Here is a 25936-nt window from a genome sequence, read left to right as displayed (position 1 = left end):
GGAAGGGAAATGCTATGGAGGCTCACTTCATGAGTGAGATTGAGTTCGGACCGGAGGACATGCTTGCCGGTTATATGGGAGAGATGGTCGACAATGCGGTCGCGGAACACGGGAACAAGCCCGCTTTCAGCTGCATCCTGCCCACAGGCCATTATGAGACCCTGACCTATACCGAAATCGGCCGCTATTCAGACGCGGTGGCGGCTTACCTGCGTGAGGATCTGGGCCTGAAACCCGGCGATGTCGTGGCCATACAGGCACCCAACACGCTGGCATACCCGATCCTGGCCTTCGGTATCCTGAAGGCGGGGCTGATCGTCACCAACATCAACCCGCTCTATACCGCGGAGGAGACCAACCACCAGCTGAAAGACAGCTGCGCCAAGGTCTGGTTCGTGATCGATGTCTTCGGCAACCGTGTGGCGCAGTCCACCGAAGGCACATCGGTTGAGCGGGTCTATAAGCTGTCGCTCGTCGATATGTTCTCAGGCCTCAAGCGCCACCTGCTGGCGTTTGCGCTCAAATATCTCAAGAAGGCCGTGCCGCCGTTTGAAGGCACTGTCGCGGGGACGCTCGCCAGCGTGATCGGGGCAGGTGAAAAGCATCTGGGCCGCGTGGACATCAAGTCCTACCGCGCCCATGCCTCGCTCGACGATGTCGCCATCTACCAATATACCGGCGGCACCACCGGCCGCAGCAAGGGCGCTGAGCTGACCCACCGCAATGTGGTCGCCAACATCAGCCAGGCCAACAAGCGCGGCGATGCCATCGATAACCAACCAGACGATGCCATGCTGCTTATCCTGCCGCTTTATCATGTTTATGCGCTGGCCGTTGGCGCGCTCAACAGCATGTATAAGGGTACGCATGTGGTGCTGGTGCCGGTGCCCAGGCCGCTGTCCAACCTCAAGGTCGCGTTCGAGACCTTCAACATCACCATCATGCCAGGCGTGAACACGCTCTATCTCGGCCTGATGCAGGAACCCTGGTTCGTGGCCAACCCGCCGAAGAACCTGCGGCTTTGCTTCTCGGGCGCTGCCCCCCTGCAGCCCGCCACCGCCGACAAGTGGGAAAAGCTGACAGGGTGCGCCATTTATGAAGGCTACGGCCTCACGGAAGGCACCTGTGTTGTCTCGACCATGCCGCTCGATCAGCCGCCGAAGCGTGGCACCTGTGGCAAGCCGATCCCCGGTACCGAGGTCCGCATCGTCGGTGAAAACGGTGAAGACCTGCCGCGCGGTGAAGCCGGTGAGCTGTGGCTCAAGGGCCCGCAGATCATGAAGGGCTATCTCCATAACCCGGAAGCCACGGGCGCCACCATCAAGGACGGCTGGCTCAAGACCGGCGATGTCGCGGTCTATGACGCGGAAGGCTATCTCTCTATCGTCGACCGCATCAAGGACATGGTCATCGTCTCCGGCTTCAACGTTTACCCGACCGACATTGAAAGCGTGCTCACCCATTCGGAGCGTATCGCTGAGGCGGCGGTCGTTGGCGTGCCGGACGATGAAACCGGTGAACGCGTCGTGGCCTACGTGGTGCCGAAGGACGAAGACCTCACGGAAGGCGAGGTGATCGCCTACTGTAAGCAGCACCTGACCGGCTACAAGGTGCCGAAAACTGTGGTGCTGGTGAAAGAACTGCCGAAATCGCCGGTTGGCAAGGTGCTCCGCCGGGAGCTTCGTGACCAGGCGGCAGGCGCAGCCAAACCGGTATAAGGGAACGCAAAGATGGACCTCGGTCTCAAGGGTAAACGGGTACTGGTCACCGGCGGCACGCGCGGGATTGGCGCTGCCATCGTCGATGTGCTGGCTGCGGAAGGCGCGCAAGTAGCCTTCTGTGCCCGTCAGCCTGCCGAGGTTGAGGCCCGCACGGCATTCCTGCAGGGCAAGGGCTATACGGTCCACGGTGCCGCGGCGGATGTCGCGGACCCGGCATCCTACGCCCAGTGGCTCCGCTCAGCCATGGATGCCCTCGGCGGCGTCGATGTCTTCATCCCGAATGTCAGCGGGGGCGCAGGCGCCGGTGAAGAAGGCTGGCGCGCGGCGTTTGAGGTCGACATGATGGCCGCGGTCCGCGGTGTCGAAGCCGTTGTGCCGCAGATGCAGGGCCAGAAAAGCGGAGCCATTGTGATGATTTCCTCCATCGCCGCCCTTGAAGCCATGGGCGGCGCGGGGCCATACGGCAGCATGAAAGCGGCGCTGACCGCATATGCGAGCCAGCTTGGGGCCGATGTGGCGCCTTACGGTATCCGTGTGAACACAGTCTCGCCGGGGCCGATCCATGTCGAGGACGGCTTCTGGGGCAATGTTCAGCGCAACCACCCTGAAGCCTATCATGGTGCGGTTGCCCGCCAGCCGTTCGGACGGCTCGGCACGGCTGAGGAAGTCGCGCGCTGCGTGGCTTTCCTTGCTAGCCCAGCGGCATCATGGGTCACGCGCACCAACATGATTATCGACGGCGGTTTCACCCGGCGCGTCCAGTTCTAACCTTTAGTCCATCGGGACCACCCTCTGGTTGTTGCTTAAACGTTCGGGAGACAGTAGGCTTTCTCCTTCGTTTGTGACGCTAAAGATGGGCATGTATGGCGCCAGTTTTGAAATCGGTTCCATGGGTTATGGCTGTGGCTGCTACGGTGGGCACCGTGTTGGCCTTTGTTGTGACCGGAACAGAAGACGTCGGCTATATGCCGGTTTTGGCGGCCGGTTTGGTCGGTGGGCTTTTCGGCGTCATCATGCAAATGATCTTCGAATATCGGATCGCTAAGCCGCAAGCGGTGTTCCTGTCGGCGCTGGCCCGGTATGTGCGCGGCGATTTTTCGGGCGAAAATGACGACCGGGATGCGCTGCACGGTCGCCGGGACCTGGAAGACGCGCTCAAGCTGGTTCGGACATCCCAGGAAGAATCGCGCCGCCGCCTGGTGGAGCTGACCGAGGTCGAGCATAACCTTCAGCAGGTCGTGCAGGACAAGCGCCGCAACGAGGCGGTGCTCAAGGAACAGCGGGAGGCCTTCGCCAAGCTCGCCAACGAGCTTTCGAAAGCGCGCGATGCCGCCGAAAGCGCCAACATTGCCAAGTCCGAATTTCTCGCGACCATGAGCCACGAAATCCGGACGCCGCTTAACGGCGTTATCGGCATGATCGAGCTTCTGATGGAAACCGGGCTCGACGATAACCAGCGCTATTTCGCCAACACGCTGCAGCAGTCCGCGCAGACGCTCCTGACCGTCATCAACGATATTCTCGATATCTCCAAGCTGGAGGCCGGTAAGGTTGATCTGGAACATAAGGCAACGCGGCTTGAGCGCGTGATATCGGACACGGTCCAGTTCCTGGAGCCCAAGGCCAAGGAAAAGGGCCTGGATGTATTCTGGCGGCTGGAAAGCGCCGTGCCGGAAGTGATCATCTCAGACCCCACGCGGCTCAGGCAGATTTTGTTCAATCTGGTCGGAAACGCGATCAAGTTCACCGAAACCGGCGGCGTGACCATTCTGGCGGAGCTGACAGGCCGCACGCAAAACGACCTTAAGGTCAAGGTTTCGATTACCGATACGGGGATCGGCATCTCCAAGGATGCGCAGCGCAAGCTGTTCCAGAAATTCACCCAGGCCGACGCATCGACCACGCGCCGTTTTGGCGGGACGGGGCTCGGGCTCGCCATCTGCCGCCAGCTTTGTATGCTGCTGGGTGGCGAGATCGGCGTCGTCAGCGAGGAAGGCGAGGGCTCGACCTTCTGGTTCACCTTCCATTGTACCGAAGGCGCGGTTGAGGACCTGGTCGAGGACCGTGGCTTTGATATGGATTTCAATATCCGCAGGGCGAAAGCCTCGCGGCCGCTCAAGATCCTGGTGGCGGACGACAATCTTATCAACCAGCGCATCATCGACAATATGCTCGGTAAGCTCGGGCACAAGCTGACGGCGGTCGAAAACGGCGCCCAGGCGTGTGGTTTGGCGGAAGAAGAGGATTTCGACCTGATCCTCATGGATATCCAGATGCCTGTCCTCGGCGGGATCGATGCCACCAAATGGATCCGGGCGATGGAAGGCAAGAAGGCCGAAGTGCCGATCATCGGCTGTACGGCGGATGCCTTCCCGGAGCAGCTTGAGCGTTTCCGTCAGGCCGGTATGCAGGATGTGGTCACCAAGCCGATCAGCCGGAGACGGCTCCTGACGGTCATTAACCAGGTGCTGGGGGAGGAAATCCACAGCGTGGTGGAGGAAGGCGCGGAAGAGGGCGCCGTCGCATCGAAGAAGGCTGCGAAACCTCCCATAAAGGTGGATAACCCGCTCGACGCCCTCCTCAGGGAACTCAGCTAAAAGAAAAGGGCGCCCCGGATGGCGCCCTTGTTGTTTCTGTGGCCGGTTCTCAGCCGTCAGTCCTTGTAGATGTCCACTTTCTCAGGAACGCCCGAGCCGACCATGCCACGGAACATCCCCGGTGTGTTGAAGGTCTGGGTCATGTTACCGTCCTTGTCGACCGCGATGATGCCGCCTTCGCCGCCCATTTCCACAAGCTGTTTCATCACCACCTGGTCAGCGGCGGCCTGGAGGCTCATGCCCTTGTATTCAATCAGCGCGCAAATGCTGCGGGCCACGGTGGCGCGGATGAAAAATTCGCCTTGGCCGGTACCGGAAACCGCACAGCTTTTATTGTCGGCATAGGTACCGGCGCCGATGATCGGGCTATCACCGATGCGGCCGTGGGCCTTGTTGGTCATGCCGCCGGTGGACGTGCCTGCGGCGAGGTTGCCGTGCATGTCACGCGCAACCGCGCCGACCGTGCCGAACTTATATTCGATGTTGCCGGTATGATCCATGACCGCGCCCATATGGAGCCTCTTGGCTTCCTGAAGCTGGTGCCAGCGGTAGTCGGTATAGAAATATTTATCGTCGGCGCGTTCGATGCCCTGTTCGTCAGCGAACTGCTCGGCACCGGGCCCCGCCAGCATCACGTGCGGTGATTTTTCCATCACGGCACGTGCCAGCAGGATCGGGTTCTTGACATGGGTCACCCCGGCAACGGCGCCCGCGTTCAGGGTTTTGCCGTCCATGATGGCGGCATCCATTTCATTCTTGCCCTCGGCGGTGAAGACCGCGCCGCGGCCCGCGTTGAAGTGGGGCGAGTTTTCAAGAACGGTGATAACGGCGGTGACGGCATCGACAGCCTTGCCACCGCTGGCCAGCACTTTCTGGCCCGCTTCAAGCGCGTGTTTCAGGTCACCGCGGATCTCGGCCTCAAGCTCTGGCGTCAGCTTGTCCGGCGTGATGGTCCCGGCGCCGCCATGGATGACGAGCGAATAGGTGGGTGTATCGGCTGCGTGTGTCATGGTGGCTCCAAAGAAGATGGCTGCGGCCGTTAAAATTTTTTTGATCGGCATCTGTTCCTCCCCGTTTGACAGAGGGTGAATTGTTCCGCATGAATGATATTCAATCAAGTGATTAGAATATTCGGGGCAGGGAGATAACATGATGGTGATAAAACGATTTTTAGCTGCAGTCGTGGTTGTGCTGATGGCGGGACAAGCGGTTGCGGCAGCTTCTGCCCCGGCGGGCAGTCCGGCGGAACGTCTCCAGGCCCTGTTCCAGAAGGAACGCGCCACCTATTATGCTGAAAACCCCGGCACCGGCCCGCGCGGCGAACCGCGCCCCGTGGCTGACCATATGCAGGGTGTCTCCCCGGCAGATCAGGCGCGGCGTGAAGCGGAGAACAAGGCTTTCCTCGCCGACCTTCTCGCTATCCCGCGGGACAAGCTGTCGGCGGAGGACCAGCTCAATTACGACCTGTTCCGCTTCATGGTCCAGAGCCGGCTGACCTTCTTCAAATACCGCACCTGGCGCCTGCCGCTGCAGGCTGACAGCGGTTTCCATACCTGGCCCGCGCGTATGTGGACCTCGGTCAATTTCCGCACCCGAGCCGATTATGAGGCCTATATCCGCCGCCTGAAGGATCTGCCCCGCTACCTGCAGCAAAATGCCGACAATATGAAGATCGGCATGAAGGACGGCTTCACCATGCCGCAGGTGGTATTGAAGGGCCTGATGCCGACCTTTACCGCCATGATCTCCAAAACGGCGGAGGAAAGCCCCTTCTACGGTCCGTTCAAGAAGATGGCTGAGGGCGTGTCCGATGCCGACAAGGCCGCGCTGCGGGCGGAGGCGAAGGACGCGATCATGCAGAGCGTCAATCCCGCCTATACGAAGCTCGCGGCTTTCATGAAGGATGTCTATTACCCGGCGGCGCGCACCAGCATCGGCGCGTCCGAATTGCCGGACGGCAAAGCCTATTATGATGCGATGGTGAAATATTACACCACGCTCGATGTCACGCCGGAGCAAGTGCACCAGATCGGCCTAAACGAAGTCAAGCGCATCCGCGGTGAGATGGAAGCGATCATCAAGCAGGTGGGTTTCAAGGGCGACTTCGCCGCTTTCCTGAAGTTCCTGCGCACCGACCCGCGCTTCTATGCCAAGACGCCGAAAGAACTTCTGATGCACGCAAGCTATATCGCCAAGAAGATCGACGGCCGTCTGCCGATGCTGTTCGGCAAATTGCCGCGCCAGCCTTATGGTATTGAGCCTGTGCCGGCGGTTCTGGCCCCCAACTACACCACCGGCCGTTATTCCGGCGCGCCCCTCGATGCGCCCCATGGCGGTTATTACTGGGTGAACACCTACGCGCTCAACAAACGGCCGCTTTATAACCTGCCGTCGCTGACGCTGCATGAAGCCGTGCCGGGCCACCACCTGCAGATCGCGCTGGCGCAGGAACTTAAGAATGTGCCTGAATTCCGGCTCGATATTTATCCGCACGCCTTCGGTGAGGGCTGGGGGCTTTATAGCGAAAAGCTCGGGATTGAGCTGGGCATCTATGAAACGCCGTATGAGAACTTCGGCCGCCTGAGCTACGAGATGTGGCGGGCGTGCCGCCTGGTGATCGACACCGGCATCCATGCCATGGGCTGGAGCCGCGAGCGAGCGATCAAACTGCTTGCTGACAACAGCGCATTATCGCTTCATAATGTCCGTACAGAGGTTGACCGTTACATCGCATGGCCGGGTCAGGCGCTTGCCTACAAAATGGGTGAGCTGAAGATCATCGAGCTTCGCAAGCGGGCAGCCAAGGCGCTGGGTGACAAGTTCGATGTCCGTGCCTTCCATGATGAGGTTCTCTCCGCAGGTGGGGTGCCGCTCTATATTCTGGAAGACCGGGTGGACCATTGGATCGCCGCCCAGAAAAACAGCAAGGGCTGAGAGTGTCGGACGACCTGGAAACATTGAGGGCGATGAGCGATCCGGCAAAGCTTTATGCCGGTGATGAAATTCCCGAAAATTCCTGGCCCGAGGCCACGATCCTCTATGATATTTGGGACAGCAAACGGGGTGGGCGTCCTGCCCCCTCGCGCGCCGATCTCAGCCCGTTCGACATGAAGAAGGTGCTTCCCCTCATCACGCTCAGTGATGTGGAATGGGAGCCGTTCCGCCTCAAAAGCCGACTGGTTGGAACCGGTTTCGTCGAGGCCATCGGTTTCGACCCGACTGGGCATTATACCGATGAATTCGAGCATACGGAGATGCTGCACCGGCGGTCCCGCTGGGTCGCGGATCACTGCATGCCGCTGATGACGCGCGGTTTGCCACTGCTATGGTCGCCCAAGGACTTCAAGTGCTATGACACGCTCTGCCTGCCTCTCATAGGGGAGGATGGGCGCGTCAATATGCTTCTGTTCATCAACCGATTTCACGTAGAATAAAGAAAATATTTTCTGTTATCACGGAAATATGGGTTGAAATTTCCATTGAAATGCGCGATTTGCCGCTTATGTGAGAATGCGTATTTCGTATGGAGATGTGAGCATGTCTATGAAGACCGGCGCTTTGGCCGCTATCGGCAACACCCCGCTGATCAAACTTCGTGAAGCGTCGGAACTCACCGGCTGCACCATTCTCGGCAAGGCGGAATATGCCAACCCCGGCGGGTCGCTCAAAGACCGTCCGGCGCTTAATATCGTTGAGGATGCAGAAGCCAAGGGGCAACTGGAGCCCGGCGGGCTGATCGTTGAAGGCACGGCGGGCAACACCGGGATCGGCCTCACGGTGGTGGCGAACGCCAAGGGCTACCGCACGCTTATCGTCATGCCCAACACTCAGTCACAGGAGAAGATCGATACCCTCCGCACGCTGGGGGCCGAGGTGAAGCTGGTGCCGCCCGCGCCTTATTCGAACCCCGGCAACTTCAACCGTGTCGCGGCCCGCCTGGCTGAAGAGCTTGCGGCGAGTGAGGCGCATGGTGTCATCTGGGCCAACCAGTTCGACAATGTCGCCAACCGCGATGCCCATGTAAAAACCACAGCACCTGAAATCTGGGACCAGACCGACGGCAAGGTCGACGCCTTCATCACCGCGATCGGCTCCGGCGGCTCGCTCGCAGGTACGGGCATCGGCCTCAAGGAACGCAACAAGGATATCCTCATTGCCGCCGCCGACCCCATGGGGGCGGCCATGTATAATTATTACAAGCATGGGGAACTGAAATCCGAAGGCAGCTCGATCACCGAAGGTATCGGGCAGGGGCGGATTACCGAGAACCTCAAAGATGCGCCGATCGATGATGCTTTCCAGATCACCGATGAGGAAGCGCTCAGGGTCGCGTTCGACCTTCTGAAGCATGAGGGCCTGTGCGTGGGCTCCTCGACCGGTGTCAATGTCGCGGGGGCGATCAAGCTCGCGCGCCAAATGGGGCCGGGGCACACCATCGTCACCCTCCTGTGCGACAGCGGCCTGCGCTACCAGTCCAAGATGTTCAATCCGGAATTCCTGCGCTCAAAGAACCTGCCGGTCCCTGGCTGGCTTTCCTGATCAGCGCTCGGCGAGCGGCAGGCGCGTGCGTTTGAGCACGGTCCTCAGCGCGAAGCTGGAGTGGATGCGGGCGACGCCGGTCAGGCGGGTCAGCATATTGTGGATGCGCTCATAGTCGGGGGCGTCCTTCACGACCACGCGCAGCATATAGTCCACGTCGCCGCTCATCAGGTAGCATTCCATGACCTCCGGCACGCTTTTGACCGCCTCCTCGAAGCCCGCGAGCTTTTCCTCGCGCTGGTCCTCAAGCGACACGCGCACGAACACCGAGCCGGGCAGGCCGACAGACGCGGCATTGAGGTGGGCGGCATAATGGGTGATCACGCCTTTTTCATGCAGGTTCCTGACCCGTCTCAGGCACGCGGATTCGGACAGGCCAACCCGGTCAGCCAGCTCCACATTCGATAGGCGGCCATCTTTCTGAAGCTGTTCCAGGATGGCACGATCAATCTTATCAATGTTAATCATTCGCAGAATCTTGCGTTAAAATTTATTTTATTGAACCTATCATGCAAAAGGCCATGCTGTCCAACCCTGTCTTCGCAAGGACGTGCCGCGGCTCTTGAGGTATAAAATTCGCCATAAATTTCAGCACCGGATCGTCCGGTGCCCATTGTTGTGGATTTAGGAGGGCAACATGCTTGTTGGGGTTCCGAAGGAAATTAAAAACCGCGAATACCGTGTCGGTCTGACGCCGGGTTCGGTGCGCGAATTGATTGCTCATGGCCATGAGGTCATTGTTCAGAAGAATGCCGGTTTCGAGATCGGCTTCACTGATGACATGTATGTCGCCGCTGGCGCCAAGATCATCGACACCGCGGCGGAAATCTTCGCCAAGGCCGACATGATCGTGAAGGTAAAAGAGCCGCAGCCGGTCGAATGTGAAATGCTGCGTCCGGGCCAGATCCTCTACACCTACCTGCACCTGGCACCCGATCCCGAGCAGACCCAGGCGCTGATCAAGTCCGGCGCGATCTGTATCGCTTATGAAACCGTAACCGATCCGTTCGGCGGTCTGCCGCTTCTGGCGCCGATGTCGGAAGTTGCCGGTCGTATGTCGATCCAGGCTGGCGCGCACGCGCTTGAAATGAGCCAGGGCGGCCGTGGTATGCTGCTCGGCGGCGTTCCGGGCGTTGCGCCGGCTAAAGTTACCGTCATCGGTGGCGGTGTCGTTGGCACCAACGCTGCCCGCATGGCTGTCGGCATGGGCGCGGATGTTACCATCCTCGACCGTTCGATCCGCCGGATGCAGCAGCTGGACGATATCTTCAAGGGGGCTGCCAAGACCGTTTACTCGACCCAGGATGCGATTGAGGAATATGTCCTCGGTGCGGACCTCGTTATTGGCGCTGTCCTGATCCCGGGGGCTGCTGCGCCGAAGCTTGTCACCCGTGAGATGATCTCCAAGATGCAGCGCGGTTCGGTGCTGGTTGACGTTGCCATCGACCAGGGCGGTTGTTTTGAGACCTCCAAAGCCACCACGCACGAAAACCCGACCTACATCGTTGACGAAGTGGTTCATTACTGCGTTGCCAACATGCCGGGCGGTGTTGCACGCACCTCGACGCTGGCGCTCAACAACGCCACGCTGCGCCACGCTGTTGCCATTGCCGACAAAGGCTGGAAACAGGCGCTTAAGGACGACAAGCACCTTCTTGAGGGCCTGAACGTCTGCGAAGGCAAGATCACCTATGAAGCTGTCGCCCGCGATCAGAAGCTGGACTATGTTCCGGCGCTGAATGCTATTGGCGGCTGACACGCTTTCAGATAAAAGGCGGGTATGAAAAAGAGACCCGTCATCCAGGTATTCGCCCTCGGCGGTACCATCGCGATGACCCCGGCGCAAGGCGCCGGGGTCGTTCCGTCTTTGAGCGCCTCGGACCTTGTCGCGGCGGTCCCTGGCCTTGCGGATGTGGCTGATGTCCGCGCCGAAACGCTGGTCCAGAAAGGCAGTGCCAACCTGGACTTCAAGCTGATCGCCGACATCTGCGCCCGCGCGGCCAAATCGGATGCCGACGGCATTGTCGTGACTCAGGGAACCGATTCGATGGAAGAGTCGTCATTTCTGGCGAGTCTCCTGTGGGGTGTTGGTAAACCGCTCGTCTTCACCGGCGCCATGCGCACGCCCAACCAGCCGGGCGCTGACGGCCCCGCGAACCTGATGGATGCCGTCACCGTTGCGGCCCATGCGCCTGCGGGCGTCTATCTGGTCATGAATGGTGAAGTCCACGACCCGTGGCGGGTTTCCAAGGAACACACAACGTCTGTCGGGGCCTTTTGGTCCAGGGGCGGGCCCATGGGTGCGCTGGTTGAAGGGGAAATCCATTGGCGGGCGCCGGTACCGGCGCGGCTTGCACTCTCCCGCCCGGAAGCGGCGGCCTTCGCCCCCGTTGCCCTCATCAGTGCCTGCCTGGATGATGACGGCAGGCTGCTCTCCGCCATCGCGCACGCTGGCTATGAGGCCCTGGTGGTTGAAGCCTTCGGGGCAGGGCATCTGTCGGAAATCTGGGCTGACAAGGCAGTAGCGCTTGCCGGGCATATGCCGGTTATTTTCGCGAGCCGGGCCAAGGACGGCCGGGTGCTTGAAGGGACATACGGTTATGTCGGGGCCGAAATCGACCTGATCGCCCGCGGGCTGGTGCCCGCCGGTGGCCTCAGCGGCCGCAAAGCGCGAATCCTGCTTTCGCTGCTTTTGAAAAAAGATAGGGATGGATGGCGGCAAGCCTTTACCTCGGCTGCAAAAAGTGTTTGAGTACTGACGCTTAGAATAACCGAGCAGGACATTTGAGGGGTCGAGTGTTGCCGGACGATTTTCTGTTTCCCCCCGTTTGCGGTGTGGGACATGCCTTTTTTTGGTGCCCAAGCGACCAGGTGACACATCGGGTCAAAAGCTTGCTGGCCTCCGGTGGTATGGTTGAGGTGCCGATGAGTGAATCCGGCGTCACCTGCTTCCTTTCAGACGATTTCGAATCCCTGATGCCGCTCCTGGACCGTGGCCTCACACCGCCTGAGAAAAAGGCCGTACGCGCGCTTCTGTCTGCGAGCAGCCAGCCGAGCCTGCGGGAATTCGGGAGTATTCAGACGCTGGAGGAGTTGGGGCTCAAGCTCTCCGCCCAGTGGCTCGGCCATATGCTGGCCGACCGGCGCTACAAGTCGCTGATGCAGCCGATTGTCTCCGCCGCAAACCATGACGATATCCTCGGCTATGAATTCCTGATCAGGGGTCTCCACACCGACGGGGTCGAAATTTCGGCGCCGACGCTGTTTGAAACCGCGGACGCGGCCGGGATGCTCTATGCGCTCGATATGGCAGCCGGGGAGACAGCAGCGCGGACGGCCAAGGGATTTGACCTCAAGGAAAAGGTATTCGTCAACGTCCTGCCGCGCACGATTGGGGACGATGAAGGCTTTGAGGCCTGGCTTGCCAATGTCCTGGGGGACGCCTCTTTTGCGCCCGGACAGGTGGTGTTTGAGATTGTCGAAAGCCAGCAGCTTTCTGACGTGGCGTCGGCACGCAAGCTGATCGAAAGCCTGCATGAGCGCGGCATCATGATGGCGCTGGATGATTTCGGCACCGGGTTCAACAACCTGGCGACGCTGACCGACATCCAACCGGACTATATCAAGCTCGACAAGTCGCTCACCAAGGATGTCATCAATGACGGCCGCAAATGGACGCTCATCGCCAACATCATCGATTCGGCCAAGCAGTCGAACATTCAGGTGATCGCGGAAGGCGTGGAAGACCTGCGGACGGCTCGTGCGCTGGAAAGCGCGGGGGCTGACTATATGCAGGGCTATCTGTTCGGGAGACCGGCGGACAAACCGCTTGAGGCCGCGGAATAGGGCGCCAGAGCAGCGCCCCAATCCCTATTGTTTCCATCAGGTGTGAAGCTGAATATCGTCCAGCTTGTTGAGAAGGCTGTTCAGAAGCGCCTTTTCGTCTGACGTCAGCTTTTCCATGATCTTGTGCTCATACTCCACCGCGATCGGCCCGACCTCGCGGTAGACTTCCTTGCCGGCTTCGGAGAGCGCAAGCACCGAGCGGCGCTTGTCATCAGGGGCAAAATGGCGCTCCAGCCTGCCGGACTGCAAAAGCTTGCTGACTGCGCGCGAGACCGCGACCTTATCCATCGCCGTACGCTCGGCCACCTGGCCCGCCGAGAGGTCGGTTTCTTCGCCGACCACGGCCATCACCCGCCATTCCGGCATGCTGAGCTGGAACCGCTCCTCATAACGGTCGGCGATCGCGCGGCTGATGCGGTTCGACAGAACCGACAGCCGGTAGGGCAGAAATTCGCCGAGGATGAGTGTGCCGTTCAATTTTTTTTCCATATTTGCCTCTTCGCAGCTTGCAAATAGTTTCTCCTGAAACTAAACTCGTTTCAAGTGAAACCTTGGACGTTACCGAAATTATGGCCGGTGGGGGCCAGTCCGGTGATGCCGAATCTCTTTTGTATATATGACTTGGAAGTGAGGTGAAACATGAAGGATCTGTTTGAGAACCCGATGGGTCTGGACGGTTTTGAATTTGTCGAGTTCACGGCGCCTGAAAAAGGCCTTTTGGAAAAGGTGTTCGAAACCATTGGGTTCACCATGGTCGCCAGGCACCGCTCCAAGGACGTGACGCTGTGGCGCCAGGGCGACATCAACTTCATCGCCAACTATGAAAAGAACTGCCACGCCGGTTATTATGCCGAAGAGCATGGCGCCTCGGCCTGCGGCATGGCCTTCCGCGTGCGCGACAGCCACAAGGCCTATGAGCGCGCCATCGAGCTTGGCGCCCAGCCGATCGAGATGAAGACGGGTCCGATGGAACTGCGCCTGCCGGCGATCAAGGGTATCGGCGGGGCCGCGCTTTACATGATCGACCGCTACAAGGAAGGCGAGACGATTTACGACATCGACTTCGAGTGGCTCGAAGGTGTCAACCGCCATCCGAAAGGCTGCGGGTTCAATGTTATCGATCACCTGACCCATAACGTCTACCGTGGCCGTATGGACTTCTGGGCGAAGTTCTATGAGCGCTTCTTCAACTTCCGTGAAATCCGCTACTTCGACATCAAGGGCGAATATACCGGCCTGACCTCGCGCGCGATGACCGCGCCGGACGGCCGTATCCGCATTCCGCTCAATGAAGAAGGCAGCAACGGCAAGGGCCAGATCGAGGAATATCTGCAGGAATATAACGGCGAAGGCATCCAGCATATCGCCTTCTCCTGCGATAACCTTCTCGAGTGCTGGGATGCGCTCAAGAAGCAGGGCGTGCCCTTCATGACCGCCCCGCCGGAAGCCTATTATGAAATGCTGGATGAGCGCCTGCCGGGCCACGGCGAGCCGGTTGCCGAGCTGCAGAAGCGCGGTATCCTCCTCGATGGCTCCACCGAAGACGGTGATCCGCGTCTGCTGCTCCAAATCTTCTCCGAAACCATGGTCGGTCCGATCTTCTTCGAGTTCATCGAACGCAAGAAGGACGAGGGCTTCGGCGAAGGCAACTTCAAGGCGCTGTTTGAATCGATGGAACGTGACCAGATCCGCCGCGGCGCGCTGAAGGTCGACGAAGACGCCGCCTAAGGCACGGAACAACAGGGCGGGGGCCGGGCTCCCGCCTTTTGCCCTGCATGGCATCAGGAGATGAGACTATGAAAATTCAGCGCATCCACCATGTGGCCTACCGCTGCAAAGACGCCAAGGAAACGGTGGATTTCTACCGCAACCACCTGGATATGGATTTCCAGCTGGCGATTGCCGAGAACAACGTACCGTCGACCGGTGCGCCGGACCCGTACATGCATGTGTTCCTCGATGCCGGGAACGGCAACGTGCTCGCCTTCTTCGAGCTCCCGAACTCGCCGGAGATGGACCGCGATCAGAATACGCCTGAATGGGTGCAGCATATTGCGTTCGAGCTTGAAAGCATGGATGAGCTCCTGAAGGCCAAGAAACGCCTTGAGGACGCCGGTATCGACGTGCTCGGCCCGACCAACCATACCATCTTCAAGTCGATCTATTTCTTCGACCCGAACGGTCACAGGATCGAACTGGCCGCCAATACGGCCGAGCCGGGGATGTTGGAGGAGCTGAAGCGCGTCTCCGATGACATGCTCGACGAATGGTCACGCACCAAGAAGGCGCCGACCCATGCTGATTGGCTTCACGGCGCAGGCGAGTTCAAGCGGGGCCAGCCCTGAGCTTCATTCTGGCCAAGCCGCTGACCTGACACGAATTTTTTGGGGATATATTTCCGATGAAACTTGCTTCTCTTAAGCACGGCCGCGACGGCAAACTGGTTGTCGTCTCCCGCGATCTCAAGCGCATGACCGGGGCGGATGACATTGCGCCGACCCTGCAGGCCGCGCTCGATGATTGGGACGCTGTCCTCCCGCGCCTGCGTGCCCTCTATGAATCGCTGAACTCCGGCGCCATCGAAGGCGACGCGTTCGACGAGACCCTGTGTGCGTCGCCGCTGCCGCGCGCCTACCAGTGGGCGGATGGCTCGGCTTACGTGAACCATGTTGAGCTGGTCCGTAAGGCCCGTGGGGCTGAAATGCCGGAAACCTTCTGGACCGACCCGCTGATGTACCAGGGCGGCTCCGACAGCTTCCTGCCGCCGCGCGGCGATATCGTTTTCCCGACGACCGAGGGCTGGGGCGTGGATTTCGAGGCCGAAATCGCTGTCATCGTCGACGATGTGCCGCTCGGTGTGTCGAAGGACGATGCCGCGAAGCACATCAAGCTTCTGATGCTGGTGAACGACGTGTCGCTCCGTGGCCTTATCCCGGCCGAACTCGCCAAGGGCTTCGGCTTCTTCCAGTCGAAACCGTCGAGCGCCTTCAGCCCGGTCTGCGTAACCCCGGATGAGCTTGAGGGCGTGTGGCAAGACACCAAGGTGCATCTGCCGCTCGTCTCCCACCTCAATGGCGACCTGTTCGGCAAGCCGGAAGCCGGTGTGGACATGACCTTCAACTTCGCGACGCTGGTTGCCCACGCTGCGAAAACCCGCCCGCTGGGCGCTGGCGCCATCATTGGTTCCGGTACCGTATCGAACAAGCTGGACGGCGGCCCCGGCAAGCCGGTTTCGGAAGGCGGCGTCGGCTATAGCTGCATCGCTGAGATCCGCATGATCGAAACCATCCAGAAGGGCAAGCCCGAGACACCGTTCATGAACTTCGGCGACTCGATTCGAATCGAAATGTTTGATTCGGAAGGCCAGTCGATCTTCGGGGCCATCGAGCAGGTGGTCTGCAAGGGCTGACAGAGATAAGGGGAGAGGGAGTTATGCGCACATTATTCGGATATTTCAGGTCATCGGCCGCTTACCGGGTGCGCATCGCCCTCGGCCTCAAGGGTCTGGCTTACGACTATAAGGCCATCAACCTCAAGCCGGGCGAGGACGAACAGCGCTCACCCGACTATCTGGCCATGAACCCGCAAGGACGCGTGCCGTTCCTGGTGGACGGCGAAGTCAACCTCAGCCAGTCGCCGGCCATCCTCGAATATCTTGAGGAAGCGTACCCTGAGGCAGCGCTTCTGCCGGAAGGCGTTGCTGACCGTGCCTATGTGCGCCAGCTTTCCGCCCTTGTTGCCTGCGATATCCACCCGCTCAACAACCTGTCGGTGCTTAAATGGCTGAAAGGGGAGCTGGGCGCGGATGAAGCTGCGGTCAATAAATGGTATCATCACTGGATTCTGGAGGGCTTCGCCGCTTATGAGGCACTTCTGGGGACAAGCGGGCTTTCGGGCCGCTTCTCCTTCGGTGACGCGCCGACGCTCGCGGACATCTATCTGATCCCGCAGGTCTGGAACGCGAACCGCTTCAAGGTGCCGCTGGAGGCCTTCCCGCGCATCAACGCCATCGTCGACGCCTGTAACAGCCTTGAGGCTTTTGCAGATGCCGCCCCTGAAAAGCAGCCGGATTGCCCGGCAGCCTGATCATCGTATTGAGGGACAAAAGCCATGCTGATTACCACACGCCTTGGCCGCACCGTCGAAGTGAACGAAGACTATACGGTCGACCAGAAATGGGACCATTTCACCCAGGAAGAACATGACCGCTGGGACCGGCTTTATGCCCGCCAGTGCAATCTTCTGCCCGGCCGTGCCTGCGACGAATTCATGGAAGGCCTGAAGCTCCTGAAGCTGTCCGACAGCGGTATCCCGAACTTTGAGGAGCTTTCGGAACGCCTGAAGGCGGCGACCGGTTGGACCGTCGTCGCCGTGCCGGACCTGGTGCCGGACGAGGTTTTCTTCGACCATCTGGCCAACCGCCGTTTCCCGGCCGGGAACTTCATCCGCTCGGAAGCGCAGCTTGATTACCTTCAGGAACCGGACGTATTCCACGATGTGTTCGGCCATGTGCCCTTGCTCGCGAACCCGGTATTCGCCGACTATATGGAAGCTTACGGCAAGGGCGGGCAACGCGCCATGGGCCGTGGGGTTCTGAAGAACCTCGCGCGGCTTTACTGGTACACGGTGGAATTTGGCTTGATCAATACGCCCAAGGGGATGCGCATTTACGGCGCGGGTATCCTGAGCTCGAAAGCCGAAAGCATCTTCTGCCTTGAGGATGCGAGCCCGAACCGCATCCATTTCGACCTGATGCGTCTGATGCAGACCGACTACCGCATCGACGATTTCCAGCAGACCTACTGGGTGATCGACAGCTTCCAGGAGCTTCTGGAAGCCACCTATCAGGATTTCGGGCCGCTTTATGACGCGCTTGAAGCCAGCAACACGGTCTATAGCCCGGCAGCGGTGCTGGAGAGCGACAAGGTCCACAACAAGGGCACGCAAGCCTATGCAAATGCCGGTGGCCGCCTTGCCAAAGCCAGCTAGGGGGCTTTGATCAGGCAGGAGCCGGTAAAGGGCTGCCCGGGGCTGGGGCAGCCCTTTCCTTTTTGATAAGAGGCCGGACCCCGTTGTAGGGAACCTCATGGATGCTGAAACAAGTTCAGCATGACGGGAAAAATAACGCCGCCATGCAATCCCTTCAGCAGTCACCCTGAACTTGTTTCAGGGTCCACACTATGCCCAGAGCAGTTGATGCTGACGGTGTTCTCAATATGAAACTTCAGTCCTGCGGGGAGGGGCCCGGGCTCGGGTTGCCGGTGTCCAGGATGGCTTTCCAGTCGTCGCCACGTTTGGCCCAGACGGTGGTGTATTTGCCGTAGCCGGTCTTGGAGGTGCCGTCTTTCGCCGTGTAGCTCACCTCATAACGACCCCAGGTGTAGGCTAGGTCTTCCGATTCTGCGACCATGCCGTCCTTGGGCCACCAGGTTAGCTTGAAGTCTTTGGGCAGGCCCTCGAAGCCTTTCATGATGGCATCGTGGCCTTGAACCGCGAAGGCGCCGCCATCCAATTTGACCGCGTCTGCCGCCAGATAATAGCTGAAGGCGGCCTTCACGCCCTTATCAGCTGCCATTTCGGCGAAGGCCCGGTCGACCAGAATGATTTCCTGCTTATCGGCGGCAAGCGCCGGAACGCTGAGGCTTGCAGCCGTGGCTGCTGCCAGGATCAGGGTACGCATCTAAGTCCTCCTCCCTGCTGTCATGTGACCGGGAGGATAGCATGACGGCTGATCTGCCGGAACGCCGCTTCGCAAGGCTAAACCATGGATATAGGGGGCATAGAAAAAGGCCCCCGCCAAAAGGCAGGGGCCTGAAGTCTGCTCTAGGAGCGCCGCTTATTCAGCTGCGGCTGCGAGCTTGGCTTCGTTGGCGCGGCGGATGATATCCTCGGCCATTTCGTTCGCAATGATGCCGGTCGGGCGCTTTTCGCGGTCGCTGGCTTCGAAGATACGGGTCAGCGTCTCACCGATACGCAGCACCTTGGCTTCGCGGGCGGCGTTGTCCGGACGCTCTTTGTGCACTTCGGATTCAACCGAGATGATGCCACCGGCGTTGATGACATAGTCCGGGGCATAGAGAACGCCGCGCATCCGCAGCTGTTCGTCTTCCACGCCCTCGGTCTCAAGCTGGTTGTTGGCAGCACCGGCAATGACGGTGGCCTTGATGTCACCCAGCGTTTTCGGGTTCAGGATGCCGCCAAGGGCACACGGCGCGAACACGTCGCAATCCACGGCGTGGATGGCGTCCGGGGCAACCACTTCAGCGTCACCCTTGGCCAGAACCGCCTTGATGTTGGCGTCGACGATGTCGGTGACGATCAGCTTGGCGCCAGCCGCGCGCAGGTGGTCGGTCAGATACTGGCCGACGTGGCCGAGGCCCTGAACCGCAACGGTCAGGCCTGCAAGGTCGTCTTTACCCAGGCGGTGCTTCACAGCAGCCTTGATGCCGGTGAAAACGCCGAGCGCGGTGTGGGGGGACGGATCGCCGGTGCCGAAGTCGCCGCCTTCGAGGCCGCAGACATACGGGGTGGATTCCGAGGCAGCGCCGAGCATTTCAGGCGAGGTGCCAACGTCTTCAGCGGCATAATAGGTGCCGCCGAGGCGGTTCACGAAACGGCCGAAGGCGCGCATCAGCTCAGCTGTGCCAAGTTCTTTCGGGTTGCCGATGATCACGGACTTGCCGCCGCCGAGACGGAGGCCGGCCATGGCGTTCTTGAAGCTCATGCCGCGGGATAGGCGCAGGACGTCATAGATGGCGTCCTGTTCACCGCGGGTTTCGGCAACGTCGATCGGGGCCGAACGGCGATGACCTGCGGCATAGTCCCAGAAACGGGTGCCGCCGGTTGCCGGGCCGAGCGCGGTCGAGTGAACGGCGATGATGGCTTTGAGGCCGGTTGCTTCATCCGCGCAGAATACGACCTGCTCGTGGTTCCTGAAGCTACGTGAATCGAATACGGGCATACTGTAATCCCTTCTCATTTGAGGTCCCGCCGGGGCAACTGAGCCCCCCAAATTCTTCTCTGTACCTGCGCCTTGCCGCCGTTCTTTATGCGGTGGCTGTTATGCACGCCCACCCATTTTCCCTTACGGAATGTTGGGCTTCAGGGCTATGGCCATTTCGTGGCCTTGGGTACTGAGCTGAGACGAGTATCTCACTCTTTTTAGGAAATGAGCTTTCGAAGATTTCCGAATTTTGCAATCTTCGAATAGATTTCGGGCCTATTTTATAATTTGTGATCAGGGCAGGGACATTTCGTTCCAAACCGGCCCGGTTTTTTCGGAAACCGATGGTGTGAGGCGGGTGCGACTCAGTCTGGTGGGCGTCAGGAGCCGATCTCAGTGGTTAACTGGGTTTCGCGTACATGCTTCAGGCCCTGCAAAAGTGTAAACGTGCCGCAGCTTGCAAGCCAAAACCAGTATCCGGCGTTATAGCCGGTGATCCAGCCCATATGGCCAGCCTCGTTTACCTCAATTTTTTGGACGAAAAGGAAAATAAGGGTGAACAAGGTTGCAGCTAAACCACAGCGGAAGGCCTGCTTGTGCCGCCCACCTCTGTTGGCGGCCCAAGCGTAGATGATGAGTGGGTTCGCGAGCCAGGCCCCTAAGCAGGAGAAGAGGCCAAGCCAGCCGAGAAGCAGCAGGAACCAACCGTAGGGATAAAAACCGCTGGGCTGTCCGTCGATATCGAAGGGTGTGGGCAGCAGGAGTGCTGGAATATAGAGCGCGATGCTGATGAGGCTGATCTGGTTGTAGCTGAGCTTGTCGATCAGCCGTTTGGTGCCAGAGCCGGAGCTATTGTGGTCGGTCATGCGTTTCCCCCCAGAAACATGATGCGCCAGAAGTATAAAGCGGATGACGGGGAGGGCGTCCCCCCGTCATCCGACCGTGCTAGATATGCAGCGCGTGGCCGAGGGCCTTGAGCGCGGCTTCCTGGAAGCCTTCGCTCTGGGTCGGATGCGCGTGGATGGTGCCTGCGATGTCCTCCAGCCGGGCGCCCATTTCGAGCGCGAGCGAGAAGGCAGCGGAAAGCTCGGACACGCCCTTGCCGACGGCCTGGATACCGAGGACGAGGTGGTTGTCCTTGCGGGCAACGACGCGCACGAAGCCTTCATCCGATTCCATGGTCATGGCGCGGCCGTTCGCGAGGAACGGGAACAGGCCAATGACGGTGTCGTGCCCTGCCGCTTTCGCCTCATCGGGCGACAGGCCGCAGGTGACGATCTCGGGGTCGGTAAAGCAGACCGCCGGGATGGCGACCTTGTCGAAGCGGCGATGCTCACCGGCGACGATTTCAGCGACCATTTCACCCTGCGCCATGGCGCGGTGCGCCAGCATCGGCTCACCCGTCAGGTCACCGATGGCGTAAACGCCGGTCATGGAAGTGCGGCACTGGTCATCGATGGCGACAACGCGGCCGTTCATGGTCAGGTCGAGGCCTTCAAGGCCCCAGCCTTCGGTCTTGGCGCGGCGGCCGACGGTGACGAGGATATTATCCGCCTTCAGCGTCTCTTCCTTGCCGTCGGCGGTTTCGACCACCAGGCCTTTGCCGTCTTTCGCCAATGTTTTCGCCTTGGTGCTGGCCATCACGGTGATGCCATGCTTCTTGAGCGATGCGACGACCGGCTTGGTCAGTTCCTTGTCATATTGGGCGAGCACGCGGTCGAGCGCTTCGACCACGGTGACGTCCGCGCCCAGCTTGGCGTAAGCGATGCCGAGCTCGAGCCCGATATATCCGCCGCCGATGACGACCAGCTTGCCGGGCACCGCATCGAGCGACAGGGCTTCGGTCGAGCTGATAACATTGCCGCCAAACGGCAGCGACGGGATTTCGATCGGCACAGAGCCTGTGGCGAGAATGACATTCTCGGCCTTAACCGTCACCTTGCCGTCAGCCGTCTCGACCTCGCAGGTCTTGCCGTCGATCATGGTGCCCCAGCCGGTGATATGCTGGACCTTGTTCTTTTTAAAGAGGCCCGCGATCCCGCCGGTGAGGCGCTTGACGATGCCGTCTTTCCACTCAACGGTTTTCCCAAAATCGATGGTCGGCTTCTGAACCGAAATACCGAGGACATTGTCGCCGGTGAAGTGGCTGACTTTCTCGAACTCGTCGGCGGCGTGAATGAGCGCTTTCGACGGGATACAGCCGACATTGAGGCAGGTCCCGCCCGGCGCATTGCCTTCAACGACAACGGTATCGAGGCCGAGCTGGCCTGCGCGGATGGCGGCGATATAACCGCCGGGCCCCGCGCCGAGCACGAGCAGCTTGCAGGAGATCGTTTTCATCTACTACTCCTCCATAAACAGGGTTGCCGGGTGTTCCATCAGCATCTTGATGCGCTGGATGAACTCGGCCGCGTCCCAACCGTCGACGATACGGTGGTCGAAGGAGGACGACAGGTTCATGATCTTGCGGGGCACGAAGGCACCTTCCTGCCAGACCGGGCGCACAGCCACCTTGTTGACGCCAACGATGGCGACTTCCGGGCTGTTGATGACCGGCGTGGAGACGATGCCGCCCATGCGGCCGAGGCTCGACAGCGTGATGGTGGAACCGGTCAGTTCCTCCCGCGTGATGCTGCCGTTGCGGGCTGCGTGCGCCAGGCGGTGGATTTCCTCGGCCATGCCCCAGATATCCCGCGCTTCAGCGTGGCGGACAACCGGCACCATCAGGCCGCCCGGCGTCTGGGCCGCCATGCCGATGTGCGCGGCGCCGTACTGGTACAGCATGTCGTTCGCATCGTCATAGTGCGAGCTCAGCTTCGGCGAATGCTTCAGCGCCCGCACCATGGCCAGCATGATGAAAGGCAGGATGGTCAGCTTCGGCTGGTCGGCGTGCTTGGTGGCATTCATGTTTTCGCGCAAAGCCTCAAGCTCGGTCACGTCCACTTCCTCCACATAAGTAATGTGGGGGATGCGGCGCTTGGCATCCTGCATGCGCTCGGCGATCTTGCGGCGAAGGCCGATCACGCGGATTTCCTCGACGCTGGTGTTGGCCACCCGGCCGGTGCCAGCCGCGCGCGGGGCGCTTTCGCCGGAAATGTAAGCGTCCAGGTCCTCATGCGTGATGCGGCCAGCGGGGCCGGTACCATGGACATATTCGAGCTTCACGCCCGCATCCATCGCGCGCTTGCGGACGGCGGGCGAAGCCACAGGCTTCTCACCTTCAGGGCGCGGCGCACCGGTGTGGGCCTTCGCAGCAGCCGGTTTGACGACCGGTGCCGGGGTCGGCTCCGGCTTCTTCGGCGCGGGTTTGGGGGCTTCAGCCTTCTTCGGCTCCGGCTTTGGCTCTTCCGCTTTGGCGGGCGCCGGGGCAGGGGCTTCCGCCTCAGCTGACGTGTTGCCTTCGCCTTCGACCTCAAGCGTGATGATCGGCGTGCCGATGGCGGTCATTTCGCCAACTTCACCCATGATCGCCTTGACCGTGCCGTCAACCGGCGAGGGGATTTCCACCGTCGCCTTGTCGGTCATCACAGCGGCGAGCACGTCGTCTTCCTTGACGACATCGCCGACATTCACATGCCATTCGACGATTTCGGCTTCGGTAATACCTTCACCAACGTCCGGCATCTTGATGTTATGAAGTCCCATATCAAGCCTCCATCATGGCTGTGAGTTCACGGCCAACACGGGCCGGACCAGGGAAATAGTCCCATTCCTGCGCGTGCGGGTAGGGCGTGTCCCACCCGGCGACGCGCACGACTGGCGCCTCCAGGTGATAGAAGCAGCGTTCCTGCACCTGCGCGGCCAGCTCGGCACCGAAGCCCGAGGTCTGGGTGGCTTCATGCAGGACCATGCAGCGGCCGGTCTTCTCCACCGACGCGACGATCGTGTCGACATCGAGGGGCGACAGCGTGCGCAGGTCGATGATCTCGGCATCGATGCCGGTCTCTTTCTTCGCGGCTTCGGCGACATAGACCATGGTGCCGTAGGTGACGATGGTCACGTCATTGCCCTCGGAGAAGACCGAGGCCTTGCCGATTGGCACGGTATAGTGGCCTTCAGGCACATCGCCGAGCGGATGCTTGGACCAGTTGGTCGCCGGGCGGTCATGGTGGCCGTCGAAGGGACCGTTATAAAGGCGCTTGGGCTCGAAGAAGATAACCGGGTCGTCATCCTCGATCGCGGAAATCAACAGGCCCTTGGCGTCATACGGGTTCGACGGGATGACCGTCTTGATGCCGGAGACGTGGGTGAACAGCGATTCTGGGCTCTGGCTGTGGGTCTGGCCACCGAAGATACCGCCGCCGCAGGGCGTGCGGATGGTGATCGGGCAGGTGAAATCCTTGTTCGAGCGGTAGCGGATACGCGCGGCTTCCGACACGATCTGGTCATAGGCCGGATAGATATAGTCGGCGAACTGGATTTCGACACACGGGCGCAGGCCGTAGGCGGCCATGCCGACCGCCGTGCCGACGATGCCGCATTCGTTGATCGGGCTGTCGAACACACGGTTGGTGCCGTATTTCTTCTGGAGGCCGGCGGTGCAGCGGAAAACGCCACCGAAATAGCCGACATCCTCGCCATAGACGACAACATCGTCATCCAGGCCCATTTTCACATCCATCGCGCTGCGGATGGCTTCAATCATGGACATTTGCGGCATGGGTTATACTCCCAACTTCTGGCGCTGTTCACGGAGATGCCTCGGCATTTCCTTGTAAACATCGTCGAACATGTCTTTGGGGCTCGCGCCTGAGCCCATGACGCCGTAGCTTTCGGCTTCCTTGGTCGCTGCGCGGATTTCGTCGTTATATTCTGTCTCGGCTTGGGTCTGGCGTTCCTCCGACCACAGCTCACGCCCGATCAGGTGGTTCTTGAGGCGCAGGATAGGGTCCCCAAGCGGCCAGGCGGCGGATTCTTCCTTCGGCCGGTACTGGGACGGGTCATCCGAGGTCGAGTGCGGCGCAACCCGGTAGGTCACCCATTCGATGAAGGTGGGGCCGAAGCCGCGGCGGGCGCGTTCGACCGCCCATTTGGACGCGGCATAAACCGCGAGATAATCGTTACCGTCCACCCGCAGTGCCGGAATGTCATAGCCCAGTGCGCGTTCAGCGAAGGTGGCATGGTCGCCGCCTGCGATGCCGCGGAAGCTGGAGATGGCCCACTGGTTGTTGACCACGTTGAGGACCACCGGTGGCCGGTAAACCGACGCATTCACAAGGGCTGCGTGGAAATCGTTCGCGGCGGTGGAGCCGTCGCCGATCCAGCCGGAGGCGATTTTGGTGTCGCCCTTGATCGCCGAAGCCATCGCCCAGCCGACGGCCTGGATGAACTGGGTGCCCAGGTTGCCGGAGATGGTGAAGAAGCCATGCTCCTTCGAGCTATACATGATCGGCAGCTGGCGGCCCTTCAGCGGGTCGCGGGAGTTGGACAGGATCTGGCAGATCATGTCGACGACCGGATAATCGGTGGACAGGAGAAGCCCCTGCTGCCGGTAGGTCGGGAAGTTCATGTCGCCTTTGGAGAGCGCGGCGCGGAAACCGACGGCAATCGCTTCCTCGCCGGTACACTTCATATAGAAGCTGGTCTTGCCCTGGCGCTGCAGCGTCATCATGCGCTCATCGTAGGCACGGACGCGGATCATGTTCCTGAGGCCCTGCAGCAGGACATCGTCGTCCAGCCCTTCGGCCCAGGGGCCAACGGCTTCGCCGTCACGGTTGAGGACGCGGATCATGGTCGAGGCCAGATCCTTCATATCCTCGGCCTTTGTGTCGATGTCAGGACGCCTTACTGACCCGGCTTCAGGGATGGTGAGAAAGGAGAAGTCTGGCGCGTCGCCCGGACGGCCAGGCGGTTCAGGCACGCGAAACTTTAGTGGTCCATATTCAGACATGATGTGTACACACCCTTTAGAAAGGTCCCCAAAAATATGTCAGGGATACTGACGTATTTCTGATAAAAAGCAATGTTTTTCTCAAGCGCCGAACTGACCGGCGGCATTGGTCCGGTCAGAGGGCGCTTCCAGGCCCGGAATACGACTCGATACTTGGTAGGCCCAGGAATACGTAACGGAAACGCCAACGGACAGAGCGGTAGCGTGCCGGTGTGGGCATCGTGGTGACGAACGAAAAGATAGGCTGCCATTGTGACACAAGCGTGGCTTATGGTTGCCTGTGTTCCGGTGCCATGCGGACGTCCGCATCTTTGTTTCCCTTCGCCTTATCATCAAGACGATATCCCTCAACGGCAGGGATTATGGCACTTTCTTTGGGAAATGAGCGGTCGAAGATTCA

Annotated in this window: 24 protein-coding genes; 14 read left to right on the top strand and 10 right to left on the bottom strand. The window is 60.2% G+C overall.

Features of this window, described 5'->3' with window-relative positions; genetic code table 11:
• The first annotated feature begins 29 nt into the window (after nucleotides 1-29).
• The 3 genes from K6118_RS08285 (at nucleotide 30) to K6118_RS08275 (ending at nucleotide 4318) form a co-directional block, all read left to right on the top strand.
• Entirely contained in the window at nucleotides 30-1718 is a 1689-nt protein-coding gene (locus K6118_RS08285) for a long-chain-fatty-acid--CoA ligase (RefSeq protein WP_247119773.1), read from the top strand.
• 12 nt (nucleotides 1719-1730) lie between these two features.
• Nucleotides 1731-2489, top strand: a complete 759-nt coding sequence (locus tag K6118_RS08280; protein WP_247119772.1) for an SDR family NAD(P)-dependent oxidoreductase — start codon at nucleotides 1731-1733, stop codon at nucleotides 2487-2489.
• A gap of 134 nt (nucleotides 2490-2623) precedes the next feature.
• The gene (locus K6118_RS08275) at nucleotides 2624-4318 is read left to right on the top strand and encodes an ATP-binding protein (protein ID WP_247119771.1); all 1695 of its coding nucleotides are present in this window, start codon (nucleotides 2624-2626) and stop codon (nucleotides 4316-4318) included.
• Between the two features lie 56 nt (nucleotides 4319-4374).
• On the opposite strand, the gene K6118_RS08270 is transcribed toward K6118_RS08275, so the two are convergent.
• Nucleotides 4375-5328: an isoaspartyl peptidase/L-asparaginase family protein gene (locus K6118_RS08270; protein ID WP_247119770.1), complete on the bottom strand. Its 954-nt coding sequence runs from the start codon at nucleotides 5326-5328 to the stop codon at nucleotides 4375-4377.
• Between the two features lie 139 nt (nucleotides 5329-5467).
• On the opposite strand from K6118_RS08270, the gene K6118_RS08265 reads away from it, so the two are divergent.
• The 3 genes from K6118_RS08265 to K6118_RS08255 all read left to right on the top strand — a co-directional run bounded on the left by K6118_RS08265 (nucleotide 5468) and on the right by K6118_RS08255 (nucleotide 8857).
• Nucleotides 5468-7252 carry a DUF885 domain-containing protein gene (locus tag K6118_RS08265; protein WP_247119769.1) on the top strand — a complete coding sequence of 595 codons (1785 nt, stop codon included), beginning with the start codon at nucleotides 5468-5470 and terminating at the stop codon, nucleotides 7250-7252.
• Nucleotides 7253-7254: 2 nt separating this feature from the next.
• Entirely contained in the window at nucleotides 7255-7752 is a 498-nt protein-coding gene (locus tag K6118_RS08260; protein ID WP_247119768.1) for a PAS domain-containing protein, read from the top strand.
• A gap of 103 nt (nucleotides 7753-7855) precedes the next feature.
• A complete protein-coding gene (locus K6118_RS08255; protein ID WP_247119767.1) occupies nucleotides 7856-8857 on the top strand; it encodes a cysteine synthase A in 1002 nt (333 codons plus the stop codon).
• Here the strand turns inward: K6118_RS08255 and K6118_RS08250 are convergent, their stop codons facing one another.
• Complete coding sequence (locus tag K6118_RS08250; protein WP_247119766.1) at nucleotides 8858-9325, bottom strand: Lrp/AsnC family transcriptional regulator; 468 nt, start codon at nucleotides 9323-9325, stop codon at nucleotides 8858-8860. It abuts the gene before it with no gap.
• Nucleotides 9326-9494: 169 nt separating this feature from the next.
• Here K6118_RS08250 and ald point away from each other — a divergent pair, with 169 nt between their 5' ends.
• The 3 genes from ald (at nucleotide 9495) to K6118_RS08235 (ending at nucleotide 12703) form a co-directional block, all read left to right on the top strand.
• On the top strand, nucleotides 9495-10613 hold the full coding sequence (gene ald / locus K6118_RS08245) for an alanine dehydrogenase (RefSeq protein ID WP_247119765.1): 1119 nt from the start codon (nucleotides 9495-9497) through the stop codon (nucleotides 10611-10613).
• Between the two features lie 24 nt (nucleotides 10614-10637).
• Nucleotides 10638-11609 (top strand): asparaginase, encoded by a 972-nt coding sequence (locus K6118_RS08240; protein WP_247119764.1) that lies wholly within the window; start codon nucleotides 10638-10640, stop codon nucleotides 11607-11609.
• Nucleotides 11610-11728: 119 nt separating this feature from the next.
• Entirely contained in the window at nucleotides 11729-12703 is a 975-nt protein-coding gene (locus K6118_RS08235; RefSeq protein ID WP_247119763.1) for an EAL domain-containing protein, read from the top strand.
• Nucleotides 12704-12739: 36 nt separating this feature from the next.
• On the opposite strand, the gene K6118_RS08230 is transcribed toward K6118_RS08235, so the two are convergent.
• Nucleotides 12740-13192, bottom strand: coding sequence for a MarR family winged helix-turn-helix transcriptional regulator (locus K6118_RS08230; RefSeq protein WP_247119762.1), 453 nt, complete (start codon nucleotides 13190-13192; stop codon nucleotides 12740-12742).
• Between the two features lie 150 nt (nucleotides 13193-13342).
• Here K6118_RS08230 and hppD point away from each other — a divergent pair, with 150 nt between their 5' ends.
• The 5 genes from hppD (at nucleotide 13343) to phhA (ending at nucleotide 17692) form a co-directional block, all read left to right on the top strand.
• The gene (gene hppD / locus K6118_RS08225; RefSeq protein WP_247119761.1) at nucleotides 13343-14431 is read left to right on the top strand and encodes a 4-hydroxyphenylpyruvate dioxygenase; all 1089 of its coding nucleotides are present in this window, start codon (nucleotides 13343-13345) and stop codon (nucleotides 14429-14431) included.
• 68 nt (nucleotides 14432-14499) lie between these two features.
• Nucleotides 14500-15048, top strand: coding sequence for a VOC family protein (locus K6118_RS08220; protein WP_247119760.1), 549 nt, complete (start codon nucleotides 14500-14502; stop codon nucleotides 15046-15048).
• Nucleotides 15049-15104: 56 nt separating this feature from the next.
• Entirely contained in the window at nucleotides 15105-16112 is a 1008-nt protein-coding gene (locus K6118_RS08215) for a fumarylacetoacetate hydrolase family protein (protein ID WP_247119759.1), read from the top strand.
• A gap of 23 nt (nucleotides 16113-16135) precedes the next feature.
• Nucleotides 16136-16789, top strand: a complete 654-nt coding sequence (gene maiA, locus K6118_RS08210) for a maleylacetoacetate isomerase (protein ID WP_247119758.1) — start codon at nucleotides 16136-16138, stop codon at nucleotides 16787-16789.
• Nucleotides 16790-16813: 24 nt separating this feature from the next.
• Nucleotides 16814-17692, top strand: a complete 879-nt coding sequence (phhA, locus tag K6118_RS08205) for a phenylalanine 4-monooxygenase (protein WP_247119757.1) — start codon at nucleotides 16814-16816, stop codon at nucleotides 17690-17692.
• Between the two features lie 235 nt (nucleotides 17693-17927).
• Here phhA and K6118_RS08200 read toward each other — a convergent pair whose 3' ends face one another.
• The 7 genes from K6118_RS08200 to K6118_RS08170 form a co-directional block, all read right to left on the bottom strand.
• Nucleotides 17928-18383, bottom strand: a complete 456-nt coding sequence (locus tag K6118_RS08200; protein ID WP_247119756.1) for a YybH family protein — start codon at nucleotides 18381-18383, stop codon at nucleotides 17928-17930.
• A gap of 156 nt (nucleotides 18384-18539) precedes the next feature.
• Nucleotides 18540-19664, bottom strand: a complete 1125-nt coding sequence (locus K6118_RS08195; RefSeq protein ID WP_247119755.1) for a Glu/Leu/Phe/Val family dehydrogenase — start codon at nucleotides 19662-19664, stop codon at nucleotides 18540-18542.
• Between the two features lie 362 nt (nucleotides 19665-20026).
• Nucleotides 20027-20512, bottom strand: a complete 486-nt coding sequence (locus K6118_RS08190) for a hypothetical protein (protein ID WP_247119754.1) — start codon at nucleotides 20510-20512, stop codon at nucleotides 20027-20029.
• Between the two features lie 79 nt (nucleotides 20513-20591).
• Entirely contained in the window at nucleotides 20592-21986 is a 1395-nt protein-coding gene (lpdA, locus tag K6118_RS08185; protein WP_247119753.1) for a dihydrolipoyl dehydrogenase, read from the bottom strand.
• A 3-nt stretch (nucleotides 21987-21989) separates the two neighbouring features.
• Nucleotides 21990-23291, bottom strand: coding sequence for a dihydrolipoamide acetyltransferase family protein (locus tag K6118_RS08180; RefSeq protein ID WP_247119752.1), 1302 nt, complete (start codon nucleotides 23289-23291; stop codon nucleotides 21990-21992).
• A 1-nt stretch (nucleotide 23292) separates the two neighbouring features.
• On the bottom strand, nucleotides 23293-24306 hold the full coding sequence (locus K6118_RS08175; protein ID WP_247119751.1) for an alpha-ketoacid dehydrogenase subunit beta: 1014 nt from the start codon (nucleotides 24304-24306) through the stop codon (nucleotides 23293-23295).
• 3 nt (nucleotides 24307-24309) lie between these two features.
• A complete protein-coding gene (locus K6118_RS08170; protein ID WP_247119750.1) occupies nucleotides 24310-25536 on the bottom strand; it encodes a 3-methyl-2-oxobutanoate dehydrogenase (2-methylpropanoyl-transferring) subunit alpha in 1227 nt (408 codons plus the stop codon).
• Between the last annotated feature and the right edge of the window lie 400 nt (nucleotides 25537-25936).

This window comes from Kordiimonas marina, from assembly GCF_023006325.1.
GTDB classification, from domain to species: Bacteria; Pseudomonadota; Alphaproteobacteria; order Sphingomonadales; family Kordiimonadaceae; genus Kordiimonas; species Kordiimonas marina.
This window is presented reverse-complemented; position numbering and strand designations above follow the sequence as displayed.